Annotated in this window: 16 protein-coding genes; 8 read left to right on the forward strand and 8 right to left on the reverse strand. The window is 63.9% G+C overall.

Features of this window, described 5'->3' with window-relative positions:
* Positions 1–39 precede the first annotated feature (39 nt).
* The 5 genes from F3H96_RS26500 to rpsF all read right to left on the reverse strand — a co-directional run bounded on the left by F3H96_RS26500 (position 40) and on the right by rpsF (position 3481).
* Positions 40–360, reverse strand: a complete 321-nt coding sequence (locus F3H96_RS26500; protein ID WP_149804623.1) for a YnfA family protein — start codon at positions 358–360, stop codon at positions 40–42.
* A 68-nt stretch (positions 361–428) separates the two neighbouring features.
* Positions 429–1718 carry a cyclopropane-fatty-acyl-phospholipid synthase family protein gene (locus F3H96_RS26505; RefSeq protein WP_149804624.1) on the reverse strand — a complete coding sequence of 430 codons (1290 nt, stop codon included), beginning with the start codon at positions 1716–1718 and terminating at the stop codon, positions 429–431.
* A gap of 233 nt (positions 1719–1951) precedes the next feature.
* On the reverse strand, positions 1952–2536 hold the full coding sequence (gene rplI / locus F3H96_RS26510; protein ID WP_149804625.1) for a 50S ribosomal protein L9: 585 nt from the start codon (positions 2534–2536) through the stop codon (positions 1952–1954).
* Positions 2537–2747: 211 nt separating this feature from the next.
* A complete protein-coding gene (gene rpsR / locus F3H96_RS26515; RefSeq protein WP_006203718.1) occupies positions 2748–2996 on the reverse strand; it encodes a 30S ribosomal protein S18 in 249 nt (82 codons plus the stop codon).
* Entirely contained in the window at positions 2996–3481 is a 486-nt protein-coding gene (rpsF, locus tag F3H96_RS26520; protein ID WP_149804626.1) for a 30S ribosomal protein S6, read from the reverse strand. The genes rpsR and rpsF overlap by 1 nt, the downstream gene beginning before the upstream one ends.
* A gap of 445 nt (positions 3482–3926) precedes the next feature.
* Between rpsF and F3H96_RS26525 the strand changes: the two genes are divergently transcribed.
* Entirely contained in the window at positions 3927–5555 is a 1629-nt protein-coding gene (locus F3H96_RS26525; RefSeq protein ID WP_149804627.1) for a pilus assembly protein, read from the forward strand.
* A gap of 110 nt (positions 5556–5665) precedes the next feature.
* On the opposite strand, the gene F3H96_RS26530 is transcribed toward F3H96_RS26525, so the two are convergent.
* Positions 5666–7594, reverse strand: coding sequence for an LTA synthase family protein (locus tag F3H96_RS26530; RefSeq protein WP_149804628.1), 1929 nt, complete (start codon positions 7592–7594; stop codon positions 5666–5668).
* A 277-nt stretch (positions 7595–7871) separates the two neighbouring features.
* Between F3H96_RS26530 and fabD the strand changes: the two genes are divergently transcribed.
* The 7 genes from fabD to gmk all read left to right on the forward strand — a co-directional run bounded on the left by fabD (position 7872) and on the right by gmk (position 14583).
* On the forward strand, positions 7872–8813 hold the full coding sequence (fabD, locus tag F3H96_RS26535; protein ID WP_149804629.1) for an ACP S-malonyltransferase: 942 nt from the start codon (positions 7872–7874) through the stop codon (positions 8811–8813).
* A 59-nt stretch (positions 8814–8872) separates the two neighbouring features.
* On the forward strand, positions 8873–9610 hold the full coding sequence (gene fabG / locus F3H96_RS26540; protein ID WP_149804630.1) for a 3-oxoacyl-[acyl-carrier-protein] reductase: 738 nt from the start codon (positions 8873–8875) through the stop codon (positions 9608–9610).
* A 204-nt stretch (positions 9611–9814) separates the two neighbouring features.
* A complete protein-coding gene (locus F3H96_RS26545) occupies positions 9815–10051 on the forward strand; it encodes an acyl carrier protein (protein ID WP_006203723.1) in 237 nt (78 codons plus the stop codon).
* 34 nt (positions 10052–10085) lie between these two features.
* Complete coding sequence (gene fabF / locus F3H96_RS26550; RefSeq protein WP_149804631.1) at positions 10086–11348, forward strand: beta-ketoacyl-ACP synthase II; 1263 nt, start codon at positions 10086–10088, stop codon at positions 11346–11348.
* 157 nt (positions 11349–11505) lie between these two features.
* The gene (gene mltG / locus F3H96_RS26555) at positions 11506–12774 is read left to right on the forward strand and encodes an endolytic transglycosylase MltG (RefSeq protein WP_149804632.1); all 1269 of its coding nucleotides are present in this window, start codon (positions 11506–11508) and stop codon (positions 12772–12774) included.
* A gap of 239 nt (positions 12775–13013) precedes the next feature.
* Complete coding sequence (locus F3H96_RS26560) at positions 13014–13904, forward strand: YicC/YloC family endoribonuclease (RefSeq protein WP_149804633.1); 891 nt, start codon at positions 13014–13016, stop codon at positions 13902–13904.
* A gap of 4 nt (positions 13905–13908) precedes the next feature.
* Positions 13909–14583 (forward strand): guanylate kinase, encoded by a 675-nt coding sequence (gene gmk, locus F3H96_RS26565; RefSeq protein ID WP_149804634.1) that lies wholly within the window; start codon positions 13909–13911, stop codon positions 14581–14583.
* A 36-nt stretch (positions 14584–14619) separates the two neighbouring features.
* Here the strand turns inward: gmk and F3H96_RS26570 are convergent, their stop codons facing one another.
* A complete protein-coding gene (locus F3H96_RS26570) occupies positions 14620–14913 on the reverse strand; it encodes a type II toxin-antitoxin system RelE/ParE family toxin (protein WP_149804635.1) in 294 nt (97 codons plus the stop codon).
* 19 nt (positions 14914–14932) lie between these two features.
* On the reverse strand, positions 14933–15261 hold a 329-nt coding region (locus tag F3H96_RS26575), incomplete at its 5' end, for a transposase (RefSeq protein ID WP_149802847.1).

Here is a 15261-nt window from a genome sequence, read left to right on the forward strand (position 1 = left end):
GCATGTTGTCGTCCGAAAGCCGCTTCACACGTTTCGGCATCATGCTCTGGGCCCGAGCAGGATGACGGAGGCGCCGACGACGCAGAGCGCCGCCCCCGCCAGGTCCCAGCGGTCGGGGCGCAGGCTCTCGACCAGCCATAGCCAGCCGAGCGAGGCGGCAATGTAGATGCCGCCATAGGCGGCGTAGGCGCGGCCTGCCGCATTGGTGTCGACCAGCGACAGCAGGAAGGCGAACAGCGCCAGCGAGACGAGACCGGGGAAAAGCCAGAGCGGCGACTTCTCCAGCCGCCACCAGGCCCAGAACGAGAAGCAGCCGGCGATCTCGGCGAGGGCGGCTGCGGTGTAGATGAGGTAGGTCATGAAAAAGGTCTCGCGAACGAGACCTTTGTCATGGCGTCAAGCCGCGATGGCAAGCGGCAAATGCGCGTCTATTCCACCGCCTTGCGGCGGCGGGTCGGCTTGGCGCGGGTTGGCGGCGCCGGCTCCTGGTGGCCGATGTCGCGCAGTTCCAGCGCCTTCTCGCATTTGGCCATGTAGTCGCGCGTCACCGGCAGCGAGTCGTTCGTCTTGGCGATCTGGAACTGGAAGATCACCAGGTCCTGCCAGCGGAAGGCGGCTTCCGACGCGGCGAGGTAGAATTCCCACATTCTGCAGAAGCGCTCGTCATAGATCGCTTTGGCCTTGTCGCGGTTGACGGCAAAGCGCTGGCCCCAATGCTTGAGCGTGTCGGCGTAGTGCAGGCGCAGGATCTCGACGTCGGTGACGACAAGACCGGATTTCTCGATCGCCGGCAGGACTTCCGACATCGCCGGGACGTAGCCGCCGGGGAAAATATACTTGCGTACGAAGGCGCTGGTCGCCCACGGCACGCCGGAACGGCCGATCGTGTGGAGCAGCATAACGCCGTCCGGCTTCAGAAGCGTCGCCGCCTTGTCGAAGAAGGTTCGGTAATGGTTGACGCCGACATGCTCGAACATGCCGACCGAGACGATGCGGTCGAAGCGCTCGTTGAGGGCGCGGTAATCCTTGAGCTCGAAATGCACGCGGTCCTGCAGGCCTTGCGCATGCGCGCGGTCGGTGGCGACGCCATGCTGCTCGGTCGACAGCGTCACGCCCTGCACGTCGACGTCGAAGGCCTTGGCGAGATAGAGACCGAGGCCGCCCCAGCCGGAGCCGATGTCGAGCACCGTCTGGCCGGCCTTGAGCCGGAGCTTGGCCGCGATGTGGCGCTTCTTGGCCAGCTGCGCTTCGTCGAGCGTCATGTCGGGCTGTTCGAAATAGGCGCAGGAATACTGCATGTCCTCGTCGAGGAAGAGCTTGTAGAGCTCGCCCGACAGGTCGTAGTGGCGCTGCACATTGCGGCGCGAACGGGCGGCGGTATTGATCTGCTGCAGCCGGCGGAAGGCATGGCGCAGACCCTCGATCGCCTTCGACCAGGACACGTCGATGCCGCTCGAGCCCATGTTCTGGAACGCGATGCGCATCAGCCCGAGAACGCCACCCTCGAGCACATCCAGCTCGCCGTCCATATAGGCTTCGGGCACCGCCAGCATCGGGTCGAAGCTGATGGCGCGCTCGGCATGCATGGTCTTGATGTGGATATGCACCGGCTCGCCGCTGCCGTCGCCGAACTTGTGCGTCGTGCCCTTCGGTCCGGTCACCTTCAGGTCGCCGGCCCGCACCAGGCGCTCGAGAACGTGTTTCAACAGGATATTCATGACCAAATGTCCCCTCAGTCGGATCACCCGGTAATCGGACTGGAATGCCAGAACGAAAGTGCCACAGCGCGTCGCCCGCGTCCAATCGACGCGCCACGCTGTAATGTGCACAAGATATAGGGTGTCGGAAAGTTCCGTTTGGCACAAAAAAGCCCGGGTCGAAGACCCGGGCGTTAGTCCAGAAAATTCTGGAGGCTTGGCGAACCGAAGCGATGCTTCGGAAGACGTGCCGATCAGGCGTTCTCTTCGCCGCCTTCGAACTCGGCGTTCGGGTCGAAGAAATTCTCCGGCCGGGCGTTGTCGTTGATGTCGTCGCCATAGATGGCTTCGGCGGTGGTGAGCGTCTCGCCCTTGGCCTGGCGCTCCGCCTCGTCGGCCGAGCGGGCGACGTTGAGCGTCACGGTGACCTCGACTTCCGGATGCAGCGCGATCGCCACATTGGAAAGGCCGATGGTCTTGATCGGCTGGTTGAGCTCGACCTGGTTGCGGTTGACCGTGAAGCCTTCGGCGGTCAAGAGGTCGGCGATGTCGCGGGTCGACACCGAGCCGTAGAGCTGGCCGGTCTCGCCGGCCGAGCGAACGACGATGAAGCTCTTGCCGTCGAGCTTCTCGGCGATCTGCGCGGCTTCCGACTTGCGCTCGAGGTTGCGGGCTTCGAGCTGGGCGCGCTGGCCCTCGAACTTCTTCTTGTTGGCTTCATTGGCGCGCAACGCCTTGCCCTGCGGCAAAAGGAAATTGCGGGCGAACCCGTCCTTGACCTTGACGGTCTCGCCCATCTGGCCGAGGCGGGAAATACGCTCGAGGAGAATGACTTCCATGGTTTTGTTCCTTCGTCTGTGCGCCGACCGTTCGATCGAGGCTGAATGAATTGGAACAGGTCAGGAAGCTTGGCGCGGCGTCGCCGCTTTTGTCGCTGTCCTGCCTGTCTGTAGGCAGTTAGAGGCAATTGGCCCCAACTCGGGATTTGCTATCTGCTCGACGCACCCGAAGCGTCGGAAAGAGCGGGCGGCAAGCCGCCCGCTCGAAATATCAGCGAACCACGTAGGGCAGCAGGCCGAGGAAGCGCGCACGCTTGATCGCCTTGGCGAGCTCGCGCTGCTTCTTCTGGCTGACGGCGGTGATGCGCGAAGGCACGATCTTGCCGCGCTCGGAAATGTAGCGCTGCAAAAGACGCACGTCCTTGTAGTCGATCTTCGGTGCGTTGGCGCCGGAGAACGGGCAGGTCTTGCGGCGGCGATGGAACGGGCGCCGGGTCGGGATCTGATTGATGTCGACCATTATTCTGCACCCCCTTCAAAGCCTTCGCGCGGACGGCGCGAGCCACGGTCGCCGCCTTCGCGGTCGCCGAACGAACGCGGTCCACGGTCGCCGCGGTCGCGGTCGCCGAAGGAGCGCGGGCCACGATCGCGGTCGCCGAAGCCGCCGCGCTCGGAACGCTCTTCGCGCTTCTGCATCATCGCCGAGGCGCCTTCCTCATGCGCCTCAACCTTGATGGTGAGGAAGCGAAGGACGTCTTCCGACAGACCCATCTGGCGCTCCATTTCGTTGAGCGCGGCCGGCGGGCAGGTGATGTCCATCAGCGTGTAGTAAGCCTTCCGGTTCTTCTTGACCCGGTAGGTGAGGGACTTCAGTCCCCAGTTCTCGATCCGGCCGACCGAGCCGCCATTCGCGGTGATGACGCCCTTGTACTGTTCGACAAGCGCGTCAACCTGCTGCTGCGACAGGTCCTGCCGGGCAAGAAACACATGTTCGTAAAGAGCCATTATGTTTAAGTGCCTTTCTTCGTTTCTCTCCCGGTTCCCGGCGGCAAAAGCCTCTGCAACTTCTCTGACCCGGAAAATCGGGGAAGAAAGGAGCATGACGAGACGGTCGAGAGCGGAGACACGGGAGGCGGAAGCACTTCTGGCTTCACACGAAGGTTAAAAACCTCCGGCCCTCCGTTCAGCCCCCAGCTGGGACCGGCAGATTGGCGGCGTTCATACAGCAATTCGCTGATAAGGCAAGGGCAAGTGGCGTTCTTGATGCCGCAGGGGCGGAAAAGCAAGCGGCAGCGCCAGCAGAGCGCGGCGATTTTCCGGAAACCGGCCCTTAACCACAATGTCAGGCTGCATGGGATTGAGCCCCGCCGTCAACGGTCATTTCATCATGGAAGGCGCAAATGCCGAGCAAGCAGGCGCACCACAAACGGCCAGCTTTTCCGGGGGTAAGATGCTTCTCAACAAATTCTGGCGCTCGAAGAGCGGCAACTTGGCGCTTCTGACGGGCTTGGGCCTGCCTGCCATCCTGTCTGCCGTGGCCTTCGCGGCCGACGTCTCCACCGTCATGCGAGCCAAGAGCAACCTGCAGAACGCGCTCGACGCCGCAAATCTGGCCTCCTCGCATCTCGGCGATCTCGACATTACCCGCACCGACGCCTTTGACCGCTATTTTCAGGCCAACATCGTCGGGCATGGCGAACTTGCGAACGCCCAGGCGACGTTGACCGTCGAGAAGGGCGTTAACTTCATCAAGACCAAGGCGGTTGCCTCGGCGGACGTCAATCTGAATTTCGCCTTCCTGTTTGGCCAAAACAAGCACATCGTCGTCGATGCCTCGGCTGTCGAATCGAACAATCAACTGGAGGTCGTTCTGGTGCTGGACAATACCGGCTCGATGGCCGGAGCGCGCATGACGGCGTTGAGAACGGCGACGAACTCCTTGCTCGACACCCTCGAAGCGACGAAATCGCCGACGCGCCAGGTGCGTGCCTCGCTGGTTCCCTTCGTGACCGCGGTCAACGTCAACGGCGACGAATTCGATCCGTCCTGGATCGACATGGACGGCAAGTCCTCCACCAACGGCATCAACTTCCCCGTCATTGAGGGCAAACGTCCCAATCACATGGCGCTTTTCAAGCAGCTCAAGAAGACCGGATGGACCGACGCTGGATGGAACGGCACCGGATGGAAAGGTTGCGTCGAGGCGCGGCCGGGCGCCTACAACATTTCCGACGTCGCGCCCGACCCGGCCAGGCCAGACACGCTGTTTGTTCCGTATTTTGCACCGGACGATCCGGGAGATGCCCAGAGGCCGTCCAATTCCTACGGCAATTCGCCTAGATACTACAACAATTCCTATCTCGATGACATCAGCGACAAGACCAAGCTCTCCAAGCAGGACAGCAATATTCTCGGCATCGATCTCAGTGGGACCGCCGGCGATGCCAACAAGGAAAAGGTCGCCAAATATGTCGCGCCCGCCAAGGAGCTCATCACCGAGACGGGCTCCACCATTACTGTCGGCCCGAACCGCGCTTGCCCTACACCCATCGTTCCCCTCACGGACGATTTCGACAAGCTGCGCAAGGCGGCAAGTGCGATGACCGAGTGGAACGGTTCGGGCACCAATGTCTCCGAAGGCCTGTCATGGGGCATGCGGGTGCTGTCGCCCAGCCCGCCCTACACCGATGCTGCACCGTGGAAGACGCGCGGCGTCAGCAAGATCGTGCTGTTGCTCACCGACGGTGAAAATGTCGTCTATGGCGCCAGCGAACAGGCGACCAAGTCCGACTACACGCCCTATGGCTATCTGGCGGATGGCCGCTTCGGGTCGGACAACCAGACGGCGGCGGCCCGCAATGTCGATGGATGGACCAAAAGCGTTTGTACGCAATTGAAGAACGGCGGCGTGCAGATCTACACGTTGGTGCTGCAGGCCGACACCGCCGCCAACCGCACGCTCTATAGCGCGTGCGCTTCGGATCCGAGCGACTACTATGCCGTCAACGATCCCGCCAAACTGCCGAACGTGTTCCTGCAGATCGCCAACAAGTTCTCCAGGCTGCAGCTGACGAACTGACGAGGGTTGCGCCCGGATGAGGGCGGTCGTGGCGGAATGGTCCGCCAGCTTTTCAACTTCTGTTTCGCTTCAATGATCGGCCATCAGCTGGGCCGATCCGGCCCACCTGCTCAACTCGTATGCGCGACGAGCTTGGCCACTGTCTCGGGGAAGAAGTCGGGCGCGGTGTGACGCTTGCCGAACATCATGTCGTACTGGATGAGGCGGAAGTCGTTGATCTTAGGATCGATCTGCTTTTGCCTGCCCCAGTCCGCCGTCGCCTCGCCCGAGGGCGACAACAGCAGATTGCGGTCGACCACGCGGTAGTGTTCGCGCAGCGCGCCGAGGAAGCCGGTGTAGTAGGGGTGCGTGATGCCGGCCGTGGTCAGGATGTGGTAGGGCAGGAAGGCCGGGCTCACGGCGCCGAGATTTTCCACCGGGCCGGAACGGTTCGACCAAATGATCAAAGGCGTGTTGTGGTGCTCGAGCGCGGCGTCGGCGCTCGGCTCCTTACGGGGCGCGACATTGTCCTTGAGGAAGCCGGTCTCGACATAGACGGGTCCCAGCGGCGGCAGATGGTCGCCGAAGAAGGCAATGACGGTCGGGCGCTGGCGCGCCTTCGCCCAGTCGATCAGCCGCTGCAGGCCGTGGTCTGCGTCCGCCGAGCCCTCGGCATAGGAAAGCAGCGATTCCCGTGCCCACGAACTGATCGCCGCGTCGACCGAATGCGTCGGGTTATAGTAGCGATAGGGCTCGTAGGGACCGTGGTTCTGCAGGCTGACTGCGAACAGGAACACCGGATCGTCGCTGGCGTCGGCTTCGCGCATGATCTCGTCGGTCATGGCCGCGTCGGAGGCGAGCGGGCCGCGCTTCTCCATCGGCGGCAGCGTCTCCTCCGAACGGAAGTCGTTGAAGCCGAAATCGGCATAGACGGCGCCCCGGTTCCAGAACCAGTTGGTGCCCGGGTGGATGGCGCGCGCCCGGTAGCCTTCGCTCTTCAGGAAGGTCGCCAGCGACGGCGTCGGCGTGCGCACATATTGCTGGTAGGGGATCGAGCCTGCCGGCAGGAAGGCGTTGGAAAAGCCGGTCAGCGCCTCGAACTCGATATTGGCGGTCATGCCGCCGAATTCGGGCGAAAACATCGACCCGGAGCGCAGCGCGCGCACCGTCGGGATCGGGTCCGGCTTGATGGTGACGCCGGGCAGCTTGGTCGGATCCCAGAAGGATTCGCTCATCACCACGATAATGTCGGGCTTCTCGTCCGGGACCGAGGCGACGACGTCCGGGCGCATGATCGCGTCCATGGTCTTTTGCGAATAGCCGGGCGGCGCCGAGACATGCGCCATCGGCACGTTGAGTGCGAAAGCGAGCGCAAAGCCGTTGGAGGCGTAGTTTTCCTTCTGGTCCCACATGATCGGGATGATCTGCAGCCGGTCGCGCGTCCACGAGAAGGTGGCGTAGTCCATGATCGAGACGAAGAAGGCGAGTAGCGGCACCGCAAGCGCCAGCCGCGCCAGGCGACCCTTGCGGCTGAGGATCGGCACCCGCCGGCGCCAGAGCCGCCAGCCATAGACGAGCAGCGTCAGGCCGCCGACGATGCCGGAAGCCAGCATGACGGCGGTCCAGGGGCGCTCGCGCACCAGAAGCGGCATCAGCGCCATGATCTGGCGGGCAAACAGGAAATCCGTCGGATAGAGCGGATCGCCGAGATAACGCGATTTCTGGTGGCCGACAAAGGCCAGCGCCAAGGTCAGCGGCGCCACGATCATCAGGCTCTGATGGCTGCGGCCGAGTATGGCGTCCAGCCCGACCATGACCAGCGCGAAGACCGCGATGGTGGTCCAGCCGGGCTTGAAGGGCTGCAGGAAGAAATCGACCGTGCCGAAGAAATCGCCGCGCACGATCCATTCGATCGCGAATACAAGCAGGGCTGAGGCAAGAAGTGTCGCCAGGCCGTAGCGTACGGTCGGCCAGGTTCGCCCCGGCAGATAGCCGGTGGACGGATCGTCTTCCAAAAATTGCGGCACGGGCTTGGCCGCGCCTTTTCTGATCCTTGCCACTCTGGTTCCCCCGGCCCACGCAACACGCCTTCCGCTCGCGTCACGGTTGTGTCATTGAATTGTCACGCAAAGCTAGCGCCTGTGGCGGAAATAAGAAGAGCCAGCAAACGATTCGTGAGCGGTTTTCATCAGGTGTGATCGTCAAAAAGCCTTTTGGAACAGGCAACCGGCGCGGTTTTGCGGCTGAAATGCGGGCCGAATAGCCGCCCGCGGGCTTGACTTGGCCGTCCGCCTTGCGCCAGAGGCAGGGACACCAGCCTCTTGGAGAGACTTCAAAATGGCCGTCGCATTCACCTTTCCGGGCCAGGGCAGCCAGGCCGTGGGCATGGGCAAGGACCTCGCCGACGCATTCCCCGAAGCGCGCCGCGTCTTCGAGGAAGTGGACGAAGCACTAGGCGAAAAACTGTCGAAGCTGATCTGGGAAGGACCGGAAGAAACGCTGACGCTGACCGCCAACGCCCAGCCGGCGCTGATGGCGGTGTCGCTGGCCGCGATGCGGGCGCTCGAAGCGCGGGGTTTCTCGCTGAAGGATAAGGTCGCCTACGTGGCCGGCCACTCGCTGGGCGAATATTCCGCGCTTGCCGCGGCCGGCTTCGTTTCGGTGGGCGACGCGGCGCGGCTGCTCAGGACCCGCGGCAACGCCATGCAGGCGGCGGTGCCGGCGGGCGAGGGCGCCATGGCCGCCATTATCGGGCTGGAACAGGCCGACGTCGAAGCCGCTTGCGCGGAAGCCGCCAAAGGCTCGGTCTGCCAGGTCGCCAACGACAATGGCGGCGGCCAGCTGGTGATTTCGGGCGCCAGGGCCGCGGTCGAGCTGGCGGCCAAGCTGTGCACCGAAAAGGGCGCCAAGCGGGCGCTGATGCTGCAGGTTTCCGCACCCTTCCACTCGGCGCTGATGGCCCCGGCCGCCGACATCATGCGCGAGGCGCTGGCAGGCGTGGCGAAGCAGGCGCCGCTCGCCCCGGTCGTCTCCAACGTCACCGTGACCCCGACCAGCGATCCGGACGAGATCGCCCGCCGCCTGGTCGCTCAGGTGACCGGCCGCGTGCGCTGGCGCGAGACGGTGGAATGGTTCGGCGCCAATGGCGTCACGACGCTTTACGAGGTTGGCGCCGGCAAGGTGCTGTCGGGCCTGGCGCGGCGCATCAACCGCGATATCGCCACCGGCGCCGTCGGCACGGCCGCGGATGTCGAGGCGGCGCTGGCTGCTTTGGGCTGACACGCTGGCGATTTGACCGCATCCGTGCGAAGGGTGCTCTCTGAAATCGGGAGATAAAAATGTTCGAATTGACCGGCCGCAAGGCGCTCGTCACCGGCGCATCGGGAGGCATCGGCGAGGCGATCGCCAGGGTGCTGCACGGCCAGGGCGCGATCGTCGGCCTGCACGGCACCCGCGTCGAGAAGCTTGAGGCGCTGGCGGGCGAACTCGGCGACCGCGTAAAACTGTTTCCGGCGGACCTGACGAACCGTGACGAGGTCAAGGCGCTCGGCCAGAAGGCGGAAGCCGACCTCGAGGGCGTCGACATCCTGGTCAACAATGCCGGCATCACCAAGGACGGCCTGTTCGTGCGCATGTCGGACGCCGACTGGGATTCGGTGATCGAGGTCAACCTCACCGCCGTGTTCCGGCTCACCCGCGAGCTGACCCATCCGATGATGCGTCGCCGCCATGGCCGCATCATCAACATCACATCCGTGGTCGGTGTCACCGGCAATCCCGGCCAGACCAATTACTGCGCCTCCAAGGCCGGCATGATCGGCTTCTCCAAGTCGCTGGCGCAGGAGATCGCCACCCGCAACATCACCGTCAACTGCGTCGCCCCGGGCTTCATCGAATCGGCCATGACCGACAAGCTCAACGACAAGCAGAAAGAGACGATCATGGCCGCCATCCCGACCCGGCGCATGGGCACCAGCGCAGAGGTGGCTTCCGCCGTCGCCTACCTCGCCTCCAACGAGGCGGCATACGTCACCGGCCAGACCATTCACGTCAATGGCGGCATGGCGATGATCTGATTGGGCGACGGGCCGAGCACCTGTGAAAACCGCCATTTCGGCTTGGACGCCCGTCATTTTTCGTGTAATGCGGCCCGCAACCCGGCGGTTCGGGCAAAAACCGGTCCTGTGGCGTTGCGTTACCCGCAAGACCATCTTTCAGCTTGATTAGCGGCATTCCGCCCGCTAACGAAGATAGACAACCTAAGACGAGGATTGCCCCAAATGAGTGACACCGCAGAGCGCGTCAAGAAGATCGTCATCGAGCATCTGGGCGTCGATGCCGACAAGGTGACGGAGCAGGCGAGCTTCATCGACGATCTGGGCGCGGACAGCCTCGACACGGTTGAACTCGTCATGGCGTTCGAAGAAGAGTTTGGCGTCGAGATTCCGGATGATGCGGCCGAGACCATCCTGACCGTCGGCGACGCCGTGAAGTATATCGACAAGGCCTCGGCCTGAGTTATTTCGCAGGCATTATCGGGGAGGACCTGCGATGAGGCGTGTCGTCGTCACGGGCCTTGGCCTGCTTTCGCCTTTCGGCATGGGCGTCGAGCACAGCTGGCGCGAACTGCTCTCCGGCCGCAGCGCCGCCCGCCGCGTCACCGAATTCGAGGTGGACGATCTTGCCTGCAAGATCGCCCACATCATCCCGCGCGGCGACGGCTCCAACGGCACTTTCAATCCGGAGGCCGTGCTCGAGCCGAAGGAACTGCGCAAGATCGGCGATTTCATCCTCTACGGCATCGCCGCCGCCGACGAGGCGCTGGCCGATTCCGGCTGGAAGCCAGAGACGCATGCGGACCAGTGCGCCACCGGCGTGCTGATCGGCTCCGGCATCGGCGGCATCGACGGCATCGCCGAAAATGCGATGATCCTCAAGGAACGCGGTCCGCGCCGCATCAGCCCCTTCTTCATCCCCGGGCAGATCATCAACCTGGTCTCGGGCCAGGTCTCCATCCGCCACGGCCTGAAAGGCCCGAACCATGCGGTCGTCACCGCCTGCTCGACCGGCGCGCACGCCATCGGCGACGCGGCACGGCTGATCATGTGGGGCGATGCCGATGTCATGGTGGCGGGCGGCGCCGAGGCGCCGATCACCCGGTTGTCGATTGCGGGCTTTGCCGCCTGCCGCGCGCTCTCCACCGAGCGCAACGACAGTCCCCAAACAGCGTCACGGCCCTATGACCGCGACCGCGACGGCTTCGTCATGGGCGAAGGCGCCGGCGTCGTGGTCCTGGAAGAGCTCGAGCATGCCAGGGCGCGCGGCGCCAAGATCTACGCCGAGGTCACCGGCTACGGGCTGACCGGCGACGCCTATCACATCACCGCTCCTGCCGAGGATGGCGATGGCGCCTTCCGCTGCATGACCGCGGCGTTGAACCGGGCGAAGCTTTCGCCGGCCGACATCGACTACATCAATGCCCACGGCACGTCGACCATGGCCGACACGATCGAGCTCGGCGCGGTCGAGCGGCTGGTCGGCAATGCCGCCTCCAAGATTTCGATGTCGTCGACGAAGTCGTCGGTCGGCCATCTGCTGGGCGCCGCGGGCGCCGCGGAGGCGATCTTCTCGATCCTTGCCATCCGCGACAACGTCGCGCCCGCCACCATCAATCTCGACAATCCGGAACGCGAGACGGCGATCGATCTCGTGCCGAACAAGCCGCGCCAGCGCCAGATCGATATCGCGCTGTCGAATTCCTTCGGCTTCGGCGGCACCAACGCCTCGCTCGTGTTCCAGCGTTACAATGGCTGACGGGCCAGCCGGAGCAATCCAGGCAAGCGCCTTTGCGCCCGGGATTGCCCGGAAACAGACAACCAGCCGGCAGTCCCGCCACCTGCCGTCATTTTTGCCAAATTCTCCCCTAGCTTGTGGCCAGGGGATTCGTTGCAAGATCAGACGGTAGGGCGCCATGAGGACAAATCCGGGGAGCACAAATCCGGGCGGCGGCGGGGATATCGGACGGCAAGGCACAAATGGCCCGATCGTGCCCAAGACGGCGGCCGAGGCGTTGCGCCCGGAAGCCGGCACGCCGCCGCCGTCGAAGCGTTCGCGCGCCTCGCGCAGCCAGGTCGTCGTGTTCCTGAATTTCTTCCTTTCCGTGGCGATCCTGGTCGTGCTCGCCTCGGGCGCCGCGCTTTATTTCGGCATGCAGGCTTTCGTCGAGCCCGGACCTTCCGCCAATGGCGACACCTTCTTGATCAAGCCGAACACCGGCGTGCAGGAAATCGCCGATCAGCTGGAACGTCGCAACCTGATCAGCGATGCCCGCATCTTCCGGCTCGGCGTGCGCGCCACCGGCAATGAAACGGCGCTGAAGGCCGGCGAATACGCCGTCAAGCCACGCGCCTCGATGCGCGACATCATGGAACTGTTCAAGAGCGGCAAGTCGGTAATGTACTCGCTCACCATCCCCGAAGGGCTGACGGTCGAGCAGGCGCTGCAGCGCGTGGCCGATCAGGAGGCGCTGACCGGCGACATGCCGGCGACCCTGCCGCCGGAGGGCAGCATCGCCACCGACACGCTGCGCTTCACCCGCGGCGCCACCAGGCAGCAGATGGTCGAAAAGCTGGTCGCCGACCAGAAGAAGCTGGTCGACGACGTCTGGTCGCATCGCGCGCCCGACCTGCCGATCGCCAATATCGATGATTTCGTCACGCTCGCCTCGATCGTCGAGAAGGAAACCGGCCGCAGCGACGAGCGCTCGCGTGTCGCCGCCGTCTTCCTCAACCGGCTGGCCAAGGGCATGCGGTTGCAGTCCGATCCGACCATCATCTACGGTCTCTTCGGCGGCAAGGGAAAGCCTGCCGACCGGCCGATCTACCAGTCGGACCTCGACAAGCAGACACCTTACAACACCTACATGATCAAGGGCCTACCGCCGACGCCAATCGCCAATCCGGGCCGTGCCGCGCTCGAGGCCGTGGCCAATCCGTCGAAGACCGACGATCTCTATTTCGTCGCCGACGGCAATGGCGGCCATGTCTTTGCCGCGACGCTGGAAGAGCACAATCAAAACGTCGCCCGCTATCGGACGCTGCAGAAAAAGCAGTCGGATGCGGCCGCCAAGGCTTCCGGCCAGACGACGGCGCCGGCGGCGCATGACGACAATGCCGGCGATGGCGATGCCGGCGCGGGCTCCGGCGGCGACGGCGACGAGAACGGCGACGCCGCGCAGTAGGCTCGATCCATGTCGCCCAGGTTCCGTGGCGGTTTTGGGAAGACGACAGGCATCAAAACAAAAGCGCGTCGCCTGAATCCGTTTCGGCGCGATGCGCTTTCAAGCCTGCCGCACGCGTCCTTTGACGCGAAGCCGTATTCATGTTTTGAGGGAGCGCCGGCCGATCGTCCGGCGATTATTGGGGTGCTTAGCGCCGGGCCTTGCACGCCCTGGCCGGCGAAAGGGGAACGACAGCGGCAATGAACCTGCAAAGCATGACCGGCTTCGCGCGGTGCGCCGCCGAAAGCGAGGGCACTTCCATCGCCTGGGAAGTGAAATCGGTGAACGGCAAGAGCGCCGAGGTGAGGCTCAGGCTGCCGCAGGGTTTCGACCGGCTGGAGACCGCCGTCCGGCAGACCGTTCAGAAGCGTTTCGCGCGCGGCAACTTCCAGGCGACGTTGACCGTTGCACGCGCCGCCGCCAGGCAAACTCTGCCGGTGGTCAATGAGGCCTTCCTCGAGGACCTGGCAGGGCTGGCGAAGCGCCTGCAGGAGCAGTTCGGCGCCGAGCCCGCCACCGCCGACGGCCTGTTGTCGCTGCGCGGCGTGCTCGACATTCCCGAAGCCGTCGAGACCGACGAGGAGCGTGCCGCGCTTGACGCCGCGATCCTGTCGGCGCTCGAGGCAGCGCTTGCCGGGCTGGAGCACGCGCGCCGTAGCGAGGGCGCGGCGCTGGGCGCCCTGCTTGGCGGCCATATCGACGCCATCGAGGTGCTGACGCTGAAGGCGGAGGCCGATCCGTCGCGGGAGCCAGCTGCAATCCGCGAGCGCATCGCCGAGCAACTGCGTTTGTTGATGGATGCCTCGGCCAACCTCGACGCGGTCCGACTGCATCAGGAGGCGGCCTTCCTCGCCACCAAGGCCGATATCCGCGAGGAGATCGATCGGCTGAAGACGCATGTCGCTTCCGCGCGGGTGCTCCTCGGCAGCGGCGGCGCCGTCGGCCGCAAGCTCGATTTTCTGGCGCAGGAATTCAATCGCGAATCGAATACCTTGTGCTCCAAGTCGAACGCCGCCGCGGTCACCGCGATCGGACTGGAGCTCAAGGCGGTGGTCGATCAGTTTCGCGAACAGGTTCAGAATCTGGAGTGACGGGATGGTTGCCAAGGAACCGACGGCCGCCAGGGATCTGGGATCGCGCATCCGCCGCCGCGGATTGATGCTGGTGCTGTCGTCGCCGTCGGGCGCCGGCAAGTCGACGATCGCGCGCAATCTTCTGGAAAGCGATCCCAGCCTCGAGCTTTCGGTGTCCGTCACCACGAGGCCGCGCCGCGGCTCGGAGATCGAAGGCGTCCACTATCATTTCCGCACCATGCGCGAGTTCGAGCGGCTGCGCGATTCCGATGCGCTGCTCGAATGGGCCGAAGTGCACGGCAATTACTACGCGACGCCGCGCGAGCCGGCCGAGGTGGCGTTGGCCGAAGGCCGCGACATGCTGTTCGATATCGACTGGCAGGGCGCCCAGCAGCTCAAGGAGAAGATGCGCGCCGACATCGTCTCGATCTTCATCCTGCCGCCGTCGATGAAGGAATTGAAGGCGCGCCTGAAGCGTCGCGCCGAGGACCAGGAATCCGTCATCGAGACCAGGCTGAAGAATGCTCGCCTCGAGATCGAACATTGGAAGGAATACGATTTCGTCATCGTCAATGACGACCTCGACCGCGCCTTCGCCGAGGTTCGAGCCATCGTCGCCGCCGAGCGCCTGCGCCGCGACAGGCGGCCGGGCCTGTTCGATTTCGTCTCTGGCTTGCTGGACGAGAAGACGCAGTAGGCAGCCGCGTTTCCGCTATTCGGTCATACGGCCGCATCAGCTGTCTGGCAGGTCGTCCGGCCAACGCTGTGCTCCGTGAAGCACGCGCAGAATTCGAACGCTATTTTCGGTCAGCTGATAGGCTGCGACATACGGCGTCCCGACGATGACAAGCTCTCGGGTTTGTGCAACCCTGCCGAGCCTGCCACTCTCGGGAAAGTCTTGAAGGCGGCCGATAGCGGCGACGATCCGCTCGTCGATTGCGATCGCGGCCGTGGGGCTGTCAGCCTCAATATGCGTGAATATCCCGTCGCGATCCGAAAGCGCGAGGACCGACCAGACGATTTTCAAGATTTAAAGCATGTCGCGTTTAATTGGCCTCATATCCGGCAGCTTTGAAGAAGTTTCTGCACTGTATCGGATCGAACAGGTCGCATATGTCCTTGAGAGCGCAGCATAAAGCGTCGAAAGATCGCGCGGCCTTCTTTCTGAGCAGCGCCTTGAGTTTCGAGAAGGCCATTTCGATTGGATTGAGATCGGGCGAGTAGGCCGGCAGCGGCAGCAGCCAAGCACCGCGTTGGCGCACCAGTTCGGCCGCCCGCTCGCTCTTGTGGAAGGCGACGTTGTCGAGGATGACGACGTCGCCCGGTTTGAGCTCGGGTGCAAGCTGGGTCTCGACATAGAGTTCGAAACGCGCCT

Origin of the sequence: Mesorhizobium sp. NFR06, assembly GCF_900115245.1 — a bacterium.
In the GTDB taxonomy this organism is placed as follows: Bacteria; Pseudomonadota; Alphaproteobacteria; order Rhizobiales; family Rhizobiaceae; genus Mesorhizobium.

Bases quoted from the DNA above. Each gene is read 5' to 3' on its own strand.
- F3H96_RS26500 (WP_149804623.1), bottom strand. From the start codon at position 360: ATGACCTACCTCATCTACACCGCAGCCGCCCTCGCCGAGATCGCCGGC.
- F3H96_RS26505 (WP_149804624.1), bottom strand. From the start codon at position 1,718: ATGAATATCCTGTTGAAACACGTTCTCGAGCGCCTGGTGCGGGCCGGC.
- rplI (WP_149804625.1), bottom strand. From the start codon at position 2,536: ATGGAAGTCATTCTCCTCGAGCGTATTTCCCGCCTCGGCCAGATGGGC.
- rpsR (WP_006203718.1), bottom strand. From the start codon at position 2,996: ATGGTCGACATCAATCAGATCCCGACCCGGCGCCCGTTCCATCGCCGC.
- rpsF (WP_149804626.1), bottom strand. From the start codon at position 3,481: ATGGCTCTTTACGAACATGTGTTTCTTGCCCGGCAGGACCTGTCGCAG.
- F3H96_RS26525 (WP_149804627.1), top strand. From the start codon at position 3,927: ATGCTTCTCAACAAATTCTGGCGCTCGAAGAGCGGCAACTTGGCGCTT.
- fabD (WP_149804629.1), top strand. From the start codon at position 7,872: ATGGCCGTCGCATTCACCTTTCCGGGCCAGGGCAGCCAGGCCGTGGGC.
- fabG (WP_149804630.1), top strand. From the start codon at position 8,873: ATGTTCGAATTGACCGGCCGCAAGGCGCTCGTCACCGGCGCATCGGGA.
- F3H96_RS26545 (WP_006203723.1), top strand. From the start codon at position 9,815: ATGAGTGACACCGCAGAGCGCGTCAAGAAGATCGTCATCGAGCATCTG.
- fabF (WP_149804631.1), top strand. From the start codon at position 10,086: ATGAGGCGTGTCGTCGTCACGGGCCTTGGCCTGCTTTCGCCTTTCGGC.
- mltG (WP_149804632.1), top strand. From the start codon at position 11,506: ATGAGGACAAATCCGGGGAGCACAAATCCGGGCGGCGGCGGGGATATC.
- F3H96_RS26560 (WP_149804633.1), top strand. From the start codon at position 13,014: ATGAACCTGCAAAGCATGACCGGCTTCGCGCGGTGCGCCGCCGAAAGC.
- gmk (WP_149804634.1), top strand. From the start codon at position 13,909: ATGGTTGCCAAGGAACCGACGGCCGCCAGGGATCTGGGATCGCGCATC.